The organism is Streptomyces sp. NPDC060198, assembly GCF_042728415.1.
Lineage (GTDB): Bacteria > Actinomycetota > Actinomycetes > Streptomycetales > Streptomycetaceae > Streptomyces.
This window is the reverse complement of sequence record NZ_JBHWZJ010000163.1, coordinates 1-15,780: the sequence shown is the minus strand read 5'-3', so window position 1 is coordinate 15,780 and position 15,780 is coordinate 1. Positions and strand designations below refer to the sequence as shown.

Here is a 15,780-nt window from a genome sequence, read left to right as displayed (position 1 = left end):
GTACGTTCAGGCTCGCGAGGGAGCGGCCCGCCTAGAGCTTCTCGACCGGCGCATACCGCAGCAGCAGCTTCTTGGGCCGCTCGTCGCCGAAGTCGACGGTGGCCTTCGCCTGGTCGCCGAAGCCTTCCACGGCGGTCACCGTGCCGAGTCCGAACTGGTCGTGCGTGACCCGGTCGCCGACCACCAGCGTGACCACCGGCTTGTCGCCGGTGCGCCGGGTGGCGAAGCCGGAGGGGCCGGAGCGGGCGCGGGAGGAGGAGAGGGACGAGGTGATCCCCGAGGTGGGTCCGGCCGAGGCCGCCATCGGCCCCTTCCGCTTCCACTCCAGGTGCTGGTCCGGGATCTCCTCCAGGAACCGCGACGGCGGGTTGTACGAGGGCTGGCCCCAGGCGCTCCGCATGGAGGCGCGGGTGAGGTAGAGGCGTTCGCGGGCGCGCGTGATCCCGACGTACGCGAGGCGGCGCTCCTCCTCCAGCTCCTTGACCTGGCCGAGCGCCCGCATGTGCGGGAACACGCCGTCCTCCATGCCGGTGAGGAAGACGACCGGGAACTCCAGGCCCTTGGCGGTGTGCAGCGTCATCAACGTGATGACGCCGGAGCCGTCCTCGTCCTCGTCGGGGATCTGGTCGGAGTCGGCGACCAGGGCCACCTTCTCCAGGAACTCCGCGAGCGTCCCGGACGGACCGGCCGCGTCGGCATCGGCGTCGGCATCGGCGTCGGCATCCGCGTCGGCAGCCTCGGCGCCCTCAGGTTCCGCCGCCGCACGGGCCTGGTCCTGCTCGAACTCCAGGGCGACGGCGGCGAGTTCCTGGAGGTTCTCGATGCGGGTCTCGTCCTGCGGGTCGGTGGACGCCTGGAGTTCGGCGAGGTAGCCGGTGCGCTCCATGACGGCTTCCAGCACGACCGCGGGACCGGCGCCGGACTCCACGACGGTGCGCAGCTCCTCCATCAGCGTGTTGAACCGCTTCACCGCGTTCGTGGAGCGGGCCGCCATGCCGTACGCCTCGTCGACGCGGCGGAGCGCCTGCGCGAAGGAGATCTTCTCGCGCTGCGAGAGGGCGTCGATCATCGCCTCGGCGCGGTCGCCGATGCCGCGCTTGGGCACGTTGAGGATACGGCGCAGCGGGACGGAGTCCTCGGGGTTGGCGAGCACCCGGAGGTAGGCCAGGATGTCCCGGACCTCCTTGCGCTCGTAGAAGCGGACGCCTCCGACGACCTTGTAGGGCAGGCCGACGCGGATGAAGATCTCTTCAAAGACACGGGACTGGGCGTTGGTGCGGTAGAACACCGCGACGTCGCCGGCCTTGGCGTCGCCGGCATCGGTGAGCCGGTCGATCTCGTCGGCGACGAACTGCGCCTCGTCGTGCTCGGTGTCGGCGACGTACCCGGCGATGCGGGTGCCGGTTCCGGCGTTGGTCCAGAGGTTCTTGGGGCGGCGGCTCTCGTTCCGCTCGATGACGGCGTTGGCGGCCGAGAGGATCGTCTGGGTGGAGCGGTAGTTCTGCTCCAGGAGGATCGTGGTGGCGTCCGGGTAATCCTCCTCGAACTGGAGGATGTTGCGGATCGTCGCGCCGCGGAAGGCGTAGATCGACTGGTCCGCGTCACCGACGACGCAGAGCTCGCCCGGCGCGTCGTGCTCACCCGCCGGTCCGACCAGCTCGCGCACCAGGGTGTACTGGGCGTGGTTGGTGTCCTGGTACTCGTCGACCAGGACGTGCCGGAACCGGCGGCGGTAGTGCTCGGCGACGTCGGGGAACGCCTGGAGCAGGTGGACCGTCGTCATGATGATGTCGTCGAAGTCGAGGGCGTTGGCCTCGCGCAGCCGTGCCTGGTAGAGCGCGTACGCCTGGGCGAGCGTCTTCTCGAAGCCGTCGGCGGCCTGCCCGGCGAAGGTCTCCTCGTCGATGAGCTCGTTCTTGAGGTTGGAGACCTTCGCGGTGAAGGACTTCGGCGGGTAGCGCTTGGGGTCGAGGTCCAGGTCGCGGCAGACCAGGGCCATCAGCCGCTTGGAGTCGGCCGCGTCGTAGATGGAGAACGACGAGGTGAAGCCGAGCCGCTTCGACTCACGGCGCAGGATGCGCACGCACGCGCTGTGGAAGGTCATGACCCACATGGCGTTGGCGCGGGGGCCGACGAGCTGCTCGACCCGCTCCTTCATCTCACCGGCGGCCTTGTTGGTGAAGGTGATCGCCAGGATCTGCCCGGGGTGCACGCCGCGCTCGGCCAGCAGGTGGGCGATGCGGTGGGTGAGCACCCGCGTCTTGCCGGAGCCGGCGCCCGCGACGATGAGAAGCGGGGACCCGGCGTGCACGACGGCGGCACGCTGCTCGGTGTTGAGTCCGTCGAGCAGCGCCGCGGAGTCGATGACCGGGCGCGGGGCGCCGTCGCGGTAGTACCCGTCCCTGGGCGGCGGGGGCGCGTCGAAGAGCCCTTCGAAGAGGCCCTCGGGCTCCTCCTCGGGCTCGTGGTCCTCGAGGGGCGGCGGGGGCCCCTCCTCCACGGGCTGGAGGCCGGTCAGGAAACTGTCGTCAAAGAGGCTGCTCATCGCTTGTCGAGTTTAGATGCCTCGACGGACACTCCGGGCGGCCTTACGAAGTCTCGGCGGTCACGGTCACCGGCTGTCAAGGACCGTACGCGGCGCGCTGACGAACACCCCCTCGTGGCCAAGGTCACGAAAATGTATCGGGCATATCGCACATCGCCCTTCCCAGCCGCCCCGCCGCTTGGTTACCGTGCTCAGCCGGGCGGCCCGTATCCCCTGACAGGCGAACCGCGCCACAGGGCCGCCCCCGCCGAATCCGGCCCGCCCACGGCTGTCCGGAACCGGGGACCCACACGTCCCACCGGGGTGAATCGGGCCCGTACTCCGTCCATGCGGTACCGGCCCGTAGGGCAGCCTTCCGCGCCCGAACCCGACAGCTAACCCGGTAGGCGGTCCAGGAAGGAGATGCCGGCCTTGGCATCACATCGCAAGCCGCGCACCCCGATGCGCGTGACGTCACCGGCTGTGGGGTTCACCACGGTCGCGCTGGCCTCGGTGACGCTGCTCTCGACGCAGAGCGCGACGGCCGCCCCTTCGGCGCCCAAGCCGAGCATCGAGGAGGTACGGAAGAAGGTCGACGACCTCTACCGTCAGGCGGGCTCCGCGACTCAGGAGTACAACCGGGCCAAGGACTCCACCGCCGAGCAGCAGGACAAGGTGGACGCCCTGCTGGAGGAGGCGGCCCAGCGGGCGGAGAAGGTCAACGAGGCCCGTCGCGCGCTCGGGAACTACGCGGCGGCGCAGTACCGCACCGGCGGCCTGGCGTCCTCGATGACGTTCTTCCTGGCGGACGACCCGCAGTCGTACTTCGACCAGGACCAGCTGATGAAGCGTCGCAGCGGGCAGCAGGAGAAGGCGGTCTCCGACTTCCGCACCCAGCAGCTGGCGGCGGCCGAGAAGCGCACCGAGGCCACCAAGAGCCTGGAAGCGCTGACGGAGTCGCAGGAGGATCTGCGCACCAGCAAGCAGACCGTGCAGGACAAGCTGGCCGAGGCGCGCACGCTGCTGTCGAAGCTGACCGCCGAGGAGAAGGCGCGCCTCGCGGAGCTGGAGCGGAAGAAGGAAGCCGAGGCGAAGAAGAAGGCGGAGAAGCTCGCCGCCGAGCAGGCCGCCGCGGCGAAGGCGGAGGCCGACAAGGCCGCCGCCGACGCCGCCGCGGCAGGCTCGGACGCGGCCCCCGGCACGTCGGCCGGCTCGACCACGTCCGCTTCCACCAAGGGCGCCCAAGCACTGGCGTTCGCCGAGTCCCAGATCGGCAAGCCGTACGTGTGGGGAGCCACCGGCCCCGCGTCGTACGACTGCTCCGGCCTGACCCAGGCGGCCTGGCGGGAGGCGGGCGTCGACCTGCCGCGTACCACCTGGGACCAGGTCAACGTCGGGACGCGGGTCGCGACGGCCGACCTCCAGCCCGGCGATCTGATCTTCTTCTACGACGACATCAGCCACGTGGGCGTCTACAAGGGCGACGGGATGATGGTCCACGCACCGAAGCCGGGTGCGTACGTCCGCGAGGAGTCGATCTACTACATGCCGATCTACGGCAGCGTCCGGCCGGGCTGACCCGACGGACCGCCTCCACGCCCGCCGCCCCGGCCCGTGTCCTCCGGGGCGGTAGGACGGTGGGGCGGTGGGGCGGCTACGAGCATTCCCAGTAGAAGCGCCCTTCGCGGTGGTCGGGGCTGACGAAGGCGAAGCCGTGGCCGTAGCCGAAGTTGAGGAAGTACGGGTCGTCCCCGTCTTCGTCGGGGGCGTCGCTCAGCTGGAAAAGGAACTGCCAGGGGGCTTCGACCTGCGCCCAGGCGTTCGGGTAGCGGGCGGTGCCGCCGAGGTAGTCACGAAGGTCGTCGTCGGGCTGCGCGACGGCGGGGCCTTCACGGCGCGTGCCGCGCTCAAAGCCGGCCTGCTCGTGGGCGCACCGGTCCACCGGACGCAGATGGACGCGCCACTCGACGGGGGTCCTCGACCCGTCGGGCCCGTGGCGCCAGAGCGTCCGGCCGTGCGTTCCGGGCGGCCCGATCACGGCGGAGGAGGGTGTGCGGCCGTCGGGCTGGACCAGGAGGACGCCGTCTCCGTCCTCCGGCCCCAGGCCGCCCATGATCATGTCCTCCTCGCCGAGGAAGAGGTAGGCCAGGCGGAGTTCTTCGCCGGGGACGGGGAACTGGCCGACGAACACCAGGGGTACCCCGGAGTGCGGGTCCAGCGGCCAGGCGGGTTCGGAGAGCCAGACCGGATCGCCGCCCAACTTCGCCACCGGATCGGTGACCGGCTCCTCGGGCGCTTCGAGGACGATCCGGAGGCGCGGCAGGAAGGCGGCGTCGTACGGCCCGTCCGCGCTCCCCGTGGGTCGTATGGCCATGCCGGGCACCCTACGGGCCCGTACCGACATACCGTCCCGGCCCGGTCGGCCGGTGGCGGCGGGGGCGCATGGCGGGGCCGCCGCCCGTCCGGGCCGGCTCAGGTCCAGAGGGTGGCGATGAAGATGTTGGCGAGGGTCAGTCCGCCCACGGCGGCGAAGGCGCCCTTGGACACCTTCTCCTCGTCGCGCTTGAGGTAGATGAGGGCCAGGATCACCACGAGGATCAGCAGCTTGATGCCGATCTTGACGTTGTTGACCGGGTTGTCGTCGGCCTGGTGGAAGCCGACGAGGGCGATGCCGGTGACGAGCATGGTGAGCGCGCCGTGCAGCATCGCGGGCGAGAACCGGGCGGTGCCGGTACCCATCGCCTTCATCTGCGTCAGGAAGCCGCCCAGCAGGGAGGCGATACCGATGATGTGCAGGGCGACGAAGACATGGATGAGTACAGACATGCCGGCAGCCTAACGAGGGCCGTACCACCCCCCGACGGTCAGGTGGGGCTTACTCGTCACTCGATGGCCTTGGCGGCCTGTTCCCGAAGCTGCCCGAATATGACCGGGTCACCCTCCACCATCACGGTCACACTCCGAAGGCGAAACGTCACCGGAGGTCAATTCCGATCATGACGCCTTCTGGGCCTGCCCCGGGGTTAGCGTCCCCCCAGGGCGTGTCGTCAAAGTGCCGTCGTCCGGCCGGAGGCCGGGCCGGGTGGCATCCGGTGCGTGCGATCGCAAGGCGGAGGATCGTCCTCGTGCTGGACGTACGAGGACGATTCCGACAACGCGGCGAGCGTGCGTGCCAGGCGTCGCCCGGCAGATGGCACTTTGACGACACGCCCTGGGTGACCGGCCCGCCTTGCCACCCCCTGACGGGTGGCACCGGTCACCTGGCCGAAAGACCCCGGTGGTGCCCGCCCTCCCCCATGAGGCGCGCGCCGCCGGGGTCCGCCGGGCCCCGCCGGTACCCCCGGGCGGGCAGCCGACAGGAAGGATGCAGCCCTCGTGGCCGCGCACCGGAAATCTGCTCACCGCAAGCCCAAGCAGCGCTTCTTCACCGGCTCTGCTGCCCGCTCCGCCGCCGCTCTGGCACTCGCCGGGGCGGCCACCGCGACCGCCGCGACCGGCTCCGCCCAGGCGGAGCCCCACCTCACCGCCGCCCAGGTCAGATCCAAGGTGGATCAGCTCTACCGGGACGCCGAGGCTGCCACCGAGCGGTACAACGGGGCCAAGGAGAAGGCCGGCGACGCTGCCCGGTCCGTGGACGCGCTGCGCGACGAGGCCGCCCGCCGCACGGATCTCCTCAACGAATCCCGGCACGCGCTCGGTTCGCTCGCCGCCGCGCAGTACCGGTCGGGAGGGCTGGACCCCGCGCTCCAGCTGCTGCTCACCTCCGACCCCGACCAGTACCTGGAGCGCTCCTCGTACGTCGAGATGGCGGGCGACCGCCAGGCCGGAGCGATCAGCGGCATCCGGCGCCAGATCACCGGGATCGACCAGGTCCGGGCCCGCGCGGAGGACGAGGCCGCCGTGCTCGCCGCCCGCGAGGCCGAACTCGCGCGGCACAAGAAGAAGATCACCAGCAGCCTCGCCGACGCCCGCGAGCTGCTGCACACCCTCACCGCCGCCGAACGCGCCGACTACGAGGACGCGAACGGCGCCACCGGGGGCACCGGGGGCACGAGCGGTGCCCCCGGCCCGGTCGCGGCCCCGAACTCCCGCGCCGCCCAGGCCGTCGCCTTCGCGTACGGGGCGCTCGGCAAGCCGTACGTCTGGGGCGCCACCGGCCCGTCCGCGTACGACTGCTCAGGCCTCACCCAGGCCGCCTGGCAGGCGGCGGGCGTCTCGCTGCCCCGCACCACCTACACCCAGATCAACGCCGGGCAGCGGGTCTCCCGGTCCCAGCTCGCCCCCGGCGACCTGGTGTTCTTCTACTCCGGTATCAGCCATGTCGGCCTCTACATCGGCGACGGCAAGATGATCCACGCTCCGCGCCCGGGAGCGCCGATCCGGATCGCCCCGATCGACGAGATGCCGTTCGCGGGGGCGACCCGGGTGGCGTGACGGCGACGGGAACCCGAGCCCGGGATCGGCACCGGGGCCGCCGGTCGCGGCCGTGCCGGACGTCAGACCAGGCGGCGGGCGGTCGCCCAGCGGGTCAGCTCGTGACGGTTCGACAGCTGGAGCTTGCGGAGCACCGCCGAGACGTGCGACTCCACCGTCTTCACCGAGATGAAGAGCTGCTTGGCGATCTCCTTGTACGCGTATCCGCGGGCGATCAGCCGCAGTACCTCGCGCTCGCGCTGGGTGAGCCGGTCGAGGTCCTCGTCCACCGGCGGGGCGTCCGTGGAGGCGAAGGCGTCCAGGACGAAGCCGGCCAGGCGGGGCGAGAACACCGCGTCGCCCTCCTGGACCCGGAAGACGGAGTCGACCAGGTCGGCGCCGGTGATCGTCTTGGTGACGTAGCCCCGGGCACCGCCCCGGATGACCCCGATGACGTCCTCGGCCGCGTCGGAGACGGAGAGCGCGAGGAAGCGGACCGGGTTCTCGGCGGCCGACATCATCGGCGCGCAGCGGCGCAGCACCTCGACCCCGCCGCCGCCGGGGAGGTGGACGTCGAGGAGGACGACCTCGGGGCGGGTCGCCGTGATGACGGTGACGGCCTGGTCGACGTCGGCGGCTTCGCCGACGACCTCCACGCCGGTCTCCTCGGTACGGCCGATCTCGGCCTGGACGCCGGTGCGGAACATCCGGTGGTCGTCCACGAGGACGACCCGTACCCGGCGTTCCGGTCCCTGGGTCGTCACTTCGGTGTTCTCGGTCATTCGCCCGCCCTCTCCATCTCCAGCTCGACTTCCGTGCCGCCGCCGGGCACCGACCTGAGCCGGGCCGTACCGCCGTTGCGCCGCATCCGGCCGACGATCGATTCTCGTACGCCCATGCGGTCCTCGGGGACCGCATCCAGGTCGAACCCGGGCCCCCGGTCGCGTACGGAGACGAAGACCGTCCGGCCCTCGACCTCCGCGTAGACCTGGACCGCGCCGCCCTCGCCACCGTACTTGGCGGCGTTCACCATCGCTTCGCGCGCGGCCTGGAGCTGGGCGGTGATCTTCTCGTCGAGCGGGCAGTCGCCGACCACGACGACCTCCAGCGGGACGCCGTGCTTGTCCTCGACCTCGGCGGCGGCGCGTTTCACGGCGTCGGCGAGGGTGGTGGGTTCGTCGTCGGCGTCCTTGCCGGTGCCGCCGGGGTCGTAGAGCCAGTTCCGCAGTTCGCGCTCCTGGGCGCGGGCCAGCCTGCGGACCTCTCCGGCGTCCTCGGCGTTGCGCTGGATCAGGGTGAGGGTGTGCAGCACCGAGTCGTGGACGTGGGCCGCGACCTCGGCGCGCTCCTGGGCGCGGATGCGCATCAGGCGTTCCTCGGAGAGGTCCTGGGTCATCCGCACGAGATAGGGGCCGGCGAGCAGCGCGATGCCGGTGAGGACCGCGATGGCGGCGGTGAGGACGTTGCCGAGCTGGGCGGCCGAGCCGCGTACCACCAGGAACGCGGCGAGCCCCAGGCCGACGAGCGCGACCCCGGCGAGCCCGCGCGCGAGGTGCAGCATGCTCCGGCGGCGGCCCACCTCCATCCACTGGGCGCGGCGGGCGTTGTCGGCCTGCCGCCAGACCAGCACGGAGCCGGCGCCGATGAGGAGGATGGGCCAGATGTAGCGGTCGGCGCCGCCGCCCATGTTGACGTTGGCGAGGAAGATCAGGGCACCGACGATGAGCGCGACGAGGGCGAAGACCTGTCCCTTGTCGGGTTTGCGGAGCCGGCGGCTGCCGTCCGGGGCCGTCTCGAAAAGGGAGCGCGAGCCGTCGACTCCACCGACGCCGCCGACGCCGAGGGGCACCACGATCCAGAACACCGCGTAGAGGACCGCGCCGAGGCCGTCCGCGAGGAACAGTCCGAGGAAGACGAGGCGCACCCAGACGACCGGCAGCCCGAGGTGTCCGGCCAGCCCGCGCGCGACGCCGCCCAGCATGCGCCCCTCGGCGCTGCGGTAGAGCTTGCGCGCCGGTGGCTCCTCCGGGTCGGTGACCGGTGCACCGGCGGCTCGGGGCGTGGCGGTTGGCATGGACCGATCGTCACACGTCCGGGTGCGCCGGGGCATCAGGGAGTGCCCCTACTCCAATATCAGGGGAGGGCCAGGGTCGCCGTGGGTGCCCCGGGCGCCCCGGTGCCGTCACCATGGAGCCATGACCGCTTCCCCGTCCGCCGCACCCCCCGGCGAGGCACCCCCCGGCGCCCCGACGGGCGCACCGAAACCGCAGCTGACGCGGAGCCCCCGGCAGAAGGTGGTGGCGGGGGTGTGCGGCGGTCTCGGCCGGTACTTCGACGTGGACCCGGTCATCTTCCGCGTGGTCCTCGGGGTCCTCGCCGTCGCGGGCGGCACCGGGCTGATCCTCTACGGCTTCGCGTGGCTGCTGCTCCCGGTGGACGGTGAGGAGGAGAACGAGTTCCGCAGGCTGCTCTCCGGCCGGGTGGAGGGCGCGTCGCTGGTGGCGCTGCTCCTCGCTCTGGTCGGCTGCGGGCTCTTCCTCTCGATGATCAACAACGGCGGGGTCCTGGCGTTCGCCGTCCTGCTGATGCTGACCGTCGCCGGGTTCTCGGTGTGGACGCGGCACGGCCGGCCGACCGCGACGGACGAGGAGCCCGACCGGGCGGACCGGGAACCCGCACCGTCCGCGCCCCGCACCGCCCCGGCCCCGCCGCCCTCCGGACGGGGCTCGGCGCCTCCCGAGGTCAAGGCGCCCCCGGCGCCGGCCGGGCCCTCGTGGTGGCGGGACCCGATCGTCAAGGACGGCACGACCGGACCGGTGGGCCCGGGCTATCTGTGGGGCCCGGCGGACGCGGTGCCCCGCCCCGCGGACGAGGCGGCCGGCGCGGACGAGGCACGCCGGAAGCACGGCGGGCACGGGCCGCACCGGAAGCATCCGGGGCACACGCACGGGAAGTACGTACCTCCCGTCGCCACCGATCCGCGGGAGAAGACGCACGGGCCGCACTCGATCGGGTTCCTGGTGCGGTTCCTGGCGATCGTCGCGGGGGTGGCGGCGGCCTGGCCCGGCTGGGGCAGGCACCCGCTGGGCGAGAGCCTGCAGATCGGGGCCGTCGCGGCGCTCGCGGTCCTCGGGGTGGGACTGCTGGTCGCCTCGTTCTTCGGGCGGACCGGTTTCGGGACGCTGGTGTTCGCGCTGCTCGTCGCGGGGGTTCTCGCTGCGGCGACCGTGCTGCCGAGGGACATCGGGACGACCTGGGCGCGGACCGAGTGGCATCCCGTCACCGCCGCCGCCCTGGAGCCGTCGTACGACATCGGGGCGGGTACGGCCCGGCTCGACCTGTCAGGTCTGGACGTCCCCCTGGGGACCACTCTCGCCACCCGGGTGGAGGCGGGGGCCGGGCGCGTGGTGGTGGTCGTCCCGCAGGACGCGACGGTCCGGGTGCGGGCCGAGGTGGGGCTCGGGGACGTGACCCTGCCCGGCGATCCGGCCGGCCAGGACATCGACATCGCCCCGGACCGGCGGACCACCCGCACACTCGCGCCCCCGAAGGGCGCGGACCTGGCCGGCACGATCGAGCTGCGCCTGGAAGTCGGTCTCGGACAGGTGGAGGTCACCCGTGCTGCTTCATGAGTTCCGGCCGGGCCGCGCGGTCCTCGGCCTCACCCTGCTGGCCCTCTCGGGCGGGTACGCGGCCGACTGGGCCGGTGCCTGGCGGGCGCCGTGGGTGTTCTTCGTCGCCGTGCTGGGCGGCGGGCTCTTCCTCGCCGCCGTGGCCGCCCAGGTCGCCTACAGGCTCCGGCGGCGGCGCGGCGGCAGGAGCCTGTCCAGCGAGAAGGGGCCCGATCCGGCGAGCAGCAACGGCAGCCAGGCCATGAGGTAGACGAGGTCGTTGCCGTAGTAGTACGGGGTGGCCTGCCAGCTGACGGTGAGCCAGAGGCTCAGCGAGATCAGCGCGCCGCCGAGCGCCGCGAGCCGGCCCCAGAGCCCGAACAGGGTGCCGATGCCGACGGCGAGCTCGCCGAGCGCGATGGCGTACCCGAAGCCGACCGGACCGTGCAGCGCCAGGTCGACGAGCCAGGGTGCACCGGCGGAGTCGCGTACGCCGCGCATCTGGTCGCCGATCGAACCGGCGCCGCTGGACGACAGGAACGCGCTGTCCGTCAGCTTGTCGAGTCCGGCGTAGATGAAGGTGACGCCGAGGAAGACGCGCAGCGGCAGCAGCGCGTAGGTGCGCGCCTGCTCCCTCAGCCCTTTGGGTTCGCCGGGAACGCGTCCGTAACCGTTGCTTCCGTGGCCCTGCATGAACTGCCCCACCTTTCCGTTGCCCCGTCAACAGACCATACGTAAGAACACACGTACGTGGGGGCAGAGGGTGGCTTCCGGAGCACGCGACGCGTACGGGGGCGTGCACGCCGGCGCACACCGGACGGTTCGGACACCGTACGGCCGGTTGTGTCACGAACCCGCACCCGTCCGTCCCCGTACGCGACAGGGGTGGCGGAGCACCGGTCCGCTCACCGAGGATGCCCGCATGACGGACGCCCAGCACCCCCCGGAGCACACCCCGAACGCGCCGGCCCTCTCCCGGACCGCCGCAGAGGACGCGACCGCCCCGGAGGACGCGGCTGCCCCGGAGGACGCGGCTGCCGCGGTGGACGCGGCATACGCGAAGGCCGCGGGCTCCCCCGAGGACGCGGGCTCCCCCGAGGACGCGGGCTCCCCGGCGAGTGCGGGCGCCCCGGCGGGCGCGGAGCACCCGGACGGCACGGACCGCCCGCCCCGAGGACGGACGCTCGTCGTCCTCCTCGTCGCGAGCGCCGTGCTGCTGGCCCCGCTGTTCCTCGGGTTCTGGTACTACGCCGAGGAGGCGATCCGGAACAAGAGCGTCACCGACTGGCAGGGCAACCACGAGACGAAGCTCGCCCTGCAGCGCACCGCCCTGCTGCTCTTCGGACTGCCGGTCGTCTCCGTCGCCTGCGGATGCGTCGTCGCCTCGCTCCGCGACCGCCCGGCCGCCGTCCCCGCCGCGCGCTCCCTGCTGACCAGTGGGGTCCTGCTGTGGCTGGTCCTCGGCGGATCGGTCTTCACGACCTTCATGGCCGCACCCGTGTTCTGAGCGGCCGGCTCGGCCCTCCGTGCCCGGGGCCGGCGGGAGCCGGAGGGGAACGCGTGGTTCTGGCTTCCTGCCGTACGGTCCGCACCGGCGGACCAGGCGGTTCGCACACCCACGCGACCGCCGGACACCGGCGCGGAGAGGCGGCGACGGTCGTGAGAACCCCGCCCGGACCGGAGAACCGGATGCGCCCGCCTCCGCAAGGGCTGGTTCCCCATCCGGGCCGGCGGCCCATCGACCTCTTTGTGGACTCCTTCGAGGACGTGCGCGGCTGGTCTTCGTGGCCCGACGACCTGACGGTGATGTACTGGTGGCGGCCCGTCTTCCGGCGACGCGGTGTGCCTCCGGCGGCGCAACCCGGCCTGCCGGACTCCTGACCGCTCGGGCCTCTGATCTCCCCGTCCTCGGGGTCAGTCCGTCACGTCGATCCGGCAGCTGTTGGTCTCCACCCCGGCGGCCGTCACCACCTGGACGTCCACCGAGCCGGGTTCGACCTCCACCGGGACGGGCACGGTGAGCACGGTGTCGGTCGGGTTGGCGAAGCCGCCGGGTACCGGGATCAGCGGGACGTGGACGTGGACCGTCCCTATGCGGACGACGAGCCGGGCCAGTCCGGCCGGGCCGCCCGCGCCGGGCGGTACGAAGCCGGCGCCCCGGATCTCGATGTCGTCTCCGGTACGGATCGGGGCGTCCAGGTCGCCGGCCTCGCGGGCGCGGACCACGGAGAGGACCACCGGCCGGCCGCCCTCGGCGTACTTCCCCGCGAAGTAGGTCGCCGCCGAGACCGCCACCAGCAGCGCGAGCCCCCACGGCAGGTCCGGGAGCTGCTCGGGGCGGCGGGCGAGGCGGACCGCCGCGAAGAGCACGGCGACGCCGTTGACCAGCACGTAACTCACGTCCGTGAAGCTGCCGCGGCCGGAGTCGTCGGTCAGCAGGTCGGCGGCGCGCGGCCGGTCGGCCCGGATCTTCTGGAGCCGCTGGGCCAGTACGCGTACGGAGACGACCCGGCGGACGACGACGGCGACGGCGCAGACCAGCGCCAGCACCGTCAGCACCCCCGCCGAGCCGGTCAGGTCCAGCCCCTCGATGAGCGCGTCCCGCTCCTCGTGGTCGGAGGCCCCGGCGAGTTGGAGGGAGAGCACCAGGACGGCGAAGACGGCGAGCAGCACCCAGCAGGCGGCGACGGTCCGCGAGGTGGAGAGCCGGTTGTCCTCGCCGATCAGCGGGGCGAGGAGACCGCCGCGCGCCCGGTGGTACGAGGCGGCGACGGCCAGCAGCACGGCGGTGACGAGCCCGGCGATCAGCCCGGCGGTACGGGCGGTGGACCAGCCGGCGCCGATCGCGGTGGCGGTCTCGCCGAGGACGAGGGCGACGAGGGCGACCGCGATGACGGTCAGAGTCCGCAGCCGTACCAGGTGGAGCCAGGCGTCGCCGGCTTCCCGGCCCCGGTCCGCGACCGCGCGGGCGGCGCCGGTCAGCTCGTCGGAGACCCACTGCCGGGAGGCCGAGGGCGATTGCCGCACCCCGGCGGGCAGCCCTTTCCCGGCGGCGAGTTCGTCCCGTTTGGCGAGGAAGGCGGCGACCGCGCGCCGGTGTCCTTCGCGTGCTCCGTGCGGGCAGTCGCCGCACGTACAGCTCCCGCCGTGCGTCCCGCTTGCCCTCGCCTCGTCCAACGCCACGACCTGTGCCGCCCTTTCCCGCCCCGGTGAAACCAACTCGCCCACGATGTCCATGAATTGTGCCGTACCGGACGCCTTCGGGCCGCATCGGGCAGGTCCGGGCGACGGCGCCCGCGCCGAGGAGGCCCGCAGACGGCGATGCCGCCGCTCCCCACGCGGGGGAACGGCGGCATCGTCAGGGGTTCTCGGGGAGGACTACTCCCACTCGATGGTCCCCGGCGGCTTGCTCGTCACGTCGAGGACGACGCGGTTGACGTCGGCGACCTCGTTGGTGATGCGGGTGGAGATCTTCGCCAGTGTCTCGTACGGCAGGCGCGACCAGTCGGCCGTCATGGCGTCCTCGGAGGACACCGGGCGCAGCACGATCGGGTGGCCGTAGGTGCGGCCGTCGCCCTGGACGCCGACCGAGCGGACGTCGGCGAGGAGGACCACCGGGCACTGCCAGATCTCGCGGTCGAGACCGGCGGCCGTCAGCTCCTCGCGGGCGATGGCGTCGGCCTCGCGCAGCAGGTCGAGACGCTCCTTGGTGACGTCGCCGACGATGCGGATGCCGAGGCCGGGGCCGGGGAACGGCTGGCGCTGGACGATCTCCTCCGGCAGGCCGAGCTCCTGGCCGACCATCCGGACCTCGTCCTTGAACAGCTGGCGCAGCGGCTCGATCAGCTCGAACTCGATGTCGTCGGGGAGACCGCCGACGTTGTGGTGCGACTTGATGTTGGCGGTGCCGGTGCCGCCGCCGGACTCGACGACGTCCGGGTAGAGGGTGCCCTGCACGAGGAAGGCGACCTGCTCGCCGTCGGCCGCGCCCTCGGCGATGATCTCCGCCTGGGCCTGCTCGAAGACGCGGATGAACTCGCGGCCGATGATCTTCCGCTTCTGCTCCGGGTCGGAGACCCCGGCGAGCGCGTCGAGGAAGCGCTTCTCGGCGTCGACGACCTTGAGCTGGACGCCGGTGGCGGCCACGAAGTCCTTCTCGACCTGCTCGGTCTCGCCCTTGCGCATCAGACCGTGGTCGACGTAGACGCAGGTCAGCTGGGAGCCGATGGCCTTCTGCACGAGGGCCGCGGCGACCGCGGAGTCCACGCCGCCGGAGAGGCCGCAGATGGCGCGCTTGGTGCCGACCTGCTCGCGGATGAGCGCGACCTGCTCCTCGACGACGTTGGTGGTCGTCCAGTTCGGCTCGATGCCCGCACCGCGGTAGAGGAAGTGCTCCAGGATCTGCTGCCCGTGGGTCGAGTGCATGACCTCGGGGTGGTACTGGACGCCGTAGAGCTTCTTCTCGTCGTTCTCGAAGGCGGCGACCGGGACGACGTCGGTGGACGCGGTCACGGTGAAGCCCTCGGGGGCGGCGGAGCAGGCGTCGCCGTGCGACATCCAGACGGCCTGGTCGTCGGGGGTGCCCTCGAAGAGGGTGGAGCCCGACTTGGTGACGGTGAGCGGGGTACGGCCGTACTCGCGGGCACCGTTGTCGTCGACGGTGCCGCCGAGCGTGGTCGCCATCAGCTGGAAGCCGTAGCACATGCCGAAGACCGGGACCCCGGCCTCGAACAGCGAGCGGTCGATCGAGGGCGCGCCCTCCGCGTACACCGAGGACGGGCCGCCGGACAGGATGATCGCGCGGGGGTTCTTCGCCAGCATCTCGGCCACCGGCATGGTGGACGGGACGATCTCGCTGTAGACCCGGGCCTCACGGACGCGGCGGGCGATGAGCTGGGCGTACTGCGCGCCGAAGTCGACGACGAGAACCACGTCGGTGGTCATGTCGGGGGCGGCGGGGGGTGCTGCTGGCACGAGGCGGCCTTCCGGCGGTGAGAGGGGTCGGTCCTTCAATGTTACCGGCCGCGGCGAAGACGCTTCCCTCGTCCCCGTTCCGCCGTCGTCCCAGCGGACCGTCCCGTTCCGCAGCCGCCGTCTCACCATCCGGGCCCCCGTGGGGGCGGCGGACCGGGCGGGTCCATACTGGCTCCATGCGTCAGCACACGATCCACGTCTTTACCTATGGCACCCGGCCCGCCGGGTGTCATGGTCGTGCTGCTTGAGCAACTGACG

General features: G+C 72.3%; 13 protein-coding genes and 1 riboswitch. Of the genes, 5 read left to right on the top strand and 8 right to left on the bottom strand.

Translation table 11 applies throughout. The features are described 5' to 3' along the window. Positions 1 to 31: 31 nt before the first annotated feature. On the bottom strand, positions 32 to 2,545 hold the full coding sequence (gene pcrA, locus ACFWEP_RS20245; RefSeq protein ID WP_387371664.1) for a DNA helicase PcrA: 2,514 nt from the start codon (positions 2,543 to 2,545) through the stop codon (positions 32 to 34). A gap of 249 nt (positions 2,546 to 2,794) precedes the next feature. Beyond that, positions 2,795 to 2,949: riboswitch (cyclic di-AMP (ydaO/yuaA leader) on the top strand. Positions 2,950 to 2,956: 7 nt separating this feature from the next. On the opposite strand from pcrA, the gene ACFWEP_RS20240 reads away from it, so the two are divergent. Continuing rightward, positions 2,957 to 4,102, top strand: a complete 1,146-nt coding sequence (locus ACFWEP_RS20240; RefSeq protein WP_387371663.1) for an NlpC/P60 family protein — start codon at positions 2,957 to 2,959, stop codon at positions 4,100 to 4,102. Positions 4,103 to 4,178: 76 nt separating this feature from the next. On the opposite strand, the gene ACFWEP_RS20235 is transcribed toward ACFWEP_RS20240, so the two are convergent. Then, on the bottom strand, positions 4,179 to 4,898 hold the full coding sequence (locus ACFWEP_RS20235) for a hypothetical protein (RefSeq protein ID WP_387371662.1): 720 nt from the start codon (positions 4,896 to 4,898) through the stop codon (positions 4,179 to 4,181). A 98-nt stretch (positions 4,899 to 4,996) separates the two neighbouring features. Continuing rightward, complete coding sequence (locus ACFWEP_RS20230; RefSeq protein WP_387371661.1) at positions 4,997 to 5,350, bottom strand: hypothetical protein; 354 nt, start codon at positions 5,348 to 5,350, stop codon at positions 4,997 to 4,999. Between the two features lie 549 nt (positions 5,351 to 5,899). On the opposite strand from ACFWEP_RS20230, the gene ACFWEP_RS20225 reads away from it, so the two are divergent. Beyond that, a complete protein-coding gene (locus ACFWEP_RS20225; RefSeq protein ID WP_387371660.1) occupies positions 5,900 to 6,958 on the top strand; it encodes an NlpC/P60 family protein in 1,059 nt (352 codons plus the stop codon). Positions 6,959 to 7,020: 62 nt separating this feature from the next. On the opposite strand, the gene ACFWEP_RS20220 is transcribed toward ACFWEP_RS20225, so the two are convergent. Both ACFWEP_RS20220 and ACFWEP_RS20215 read right to left on the bottom strand, forming a co-directional pair. Next, a complete protein-coding gene (locus tag ACFWEP_RS20220; RefSeq protein ID WP_387371659.1) occupies positions 7,021 to 7,719 on the bottom strand; it encodes a LuxR C-terminal-related transcriptional regulator in 699 nt (232 codons plus the stop codon). Next, positions 7,716 to 9,011 carry a PspC domain-containing protein gene (locus ACFWEP_RS20215; protein ID WP_387371658.1) on the bottom strand — a complete coding sequence of 432 codons (1,296 nt, stop codon included), beginning with the start codon at positions 9,009 to 9,011 and terminating at the stop codon, positions 7,716 to 7,718. The genes ACFWEP_RS20220 and ACFWEP_RS20215 overlap by 4 nt, the downstream gene beginning before the upstream one ends. 121 nt (positions 9,012 to 9,132) lie before the next feature. Between ACFWEP_RS20215 and ACFWEP_RS20210 the strand changes: the two genes are divergently transcribed. Then, positions 9,133 to 10,569 carry a PspC domain-containing protein gene (locus tag ACFWEP_RS20210; RefSeq protein ID WP_387371657.1) on the top strand — a complete coding sequence of 479 codons (1,437 nt, stop codon included), beginning with the start codon at positions 9,133 to 9,135 and terminating at the stop codon, positions 10,567 to 10,569. Then, positions 10,556 to 10,819 carry a hypothetical protein gene (locus ACFWEP_RS20205; RefSeq protein WP_387371656.1) on the top strand — a complete coding sequence of 88 codons (264 nt, stop codon included), beginning with the start codon at positions 10,556 to 10,558 and terminating at the stop codon, positions 10,817 to 10,819. The genes ACFWEP_RS20210 and ACFWEP_RS20205 overlap by 14 nt, the downstream gene beginning before the upstream one ends. On the opposite strand, the gene ACFWEP_RS20200 is transcribed toward ACFWEP_RS20205, so the two are convergent. Continuing rightward, on the bottom strand, positions 10,726 to 11,241 hold the full coding sequence (locus ACFWEP_RS20200; RefSeq protein WP_387371655.1) for a DoxX family protein: 516 nt from the start codon (positions 11,239 to 11,241) through the stop codon (positions 10,726 to 10,728). The two genes, ACFWEP_RS20205 and ACFWEP_RS20200, sit on opposite strands and share 94 nt — an antisense overlap. 229 nt (positions 11,242 to 11,470) lie before the next feature. Between ACFWEP_RS20200 and ACFWEP_RS20195 the strand changes: the two genes are divergently transcribed. Then, on the top strand, positions 11,471 to 12,055 hold the full coding sequence (locus ACFWEP_RS20195) for a hypothetical protein (protein ID WP_387371654.1): 585 nt from the start codon (positions 11,471 to 11,473) through the stop codon (positions 12,053 to 12,055). A 407-nt stretch (positions 12,056 to 12,462) separates the two neighbouring features. On the opposite strand, the gene ACFWEP_RS20190 is transcribed toward ACFWEP_RS20195, so the two are convergent. Both ACFWEP_RS20190 and guaA read right to left on the bottom strand, forming a co-directional pair. Next, positions 12,463 to 13,731 carry a hypothetical protein gene (locus ACFWEP_RS20190; protein WP_387371665.1) on the bottom strand — a complete coding sequence of 423 codons (1,269 nt, stop codon included), beginning with the start codon at positions 13,729 to 13,731 and terminating at the stop codon, positions 12,463 to 12,465. Positions 13,732 to 13,926: 195 nt separating this feature from the next. Continuing rightward, positions 13,927 to 15,522, bottom strand: a complete 1,596-nt coding sequence (guaA, locus tag ACFWEP_RS20185; RefSeq protein ID WP_387371653.1) for a glutamine-hydrolyzing GMP synthase — start codon at positions 15,520 to 15,522, stop codon at positions 13,927 to 13,929. Between the last annotated feature and the right edge of the window lie 258 nt (positions 15,523 to 15,780).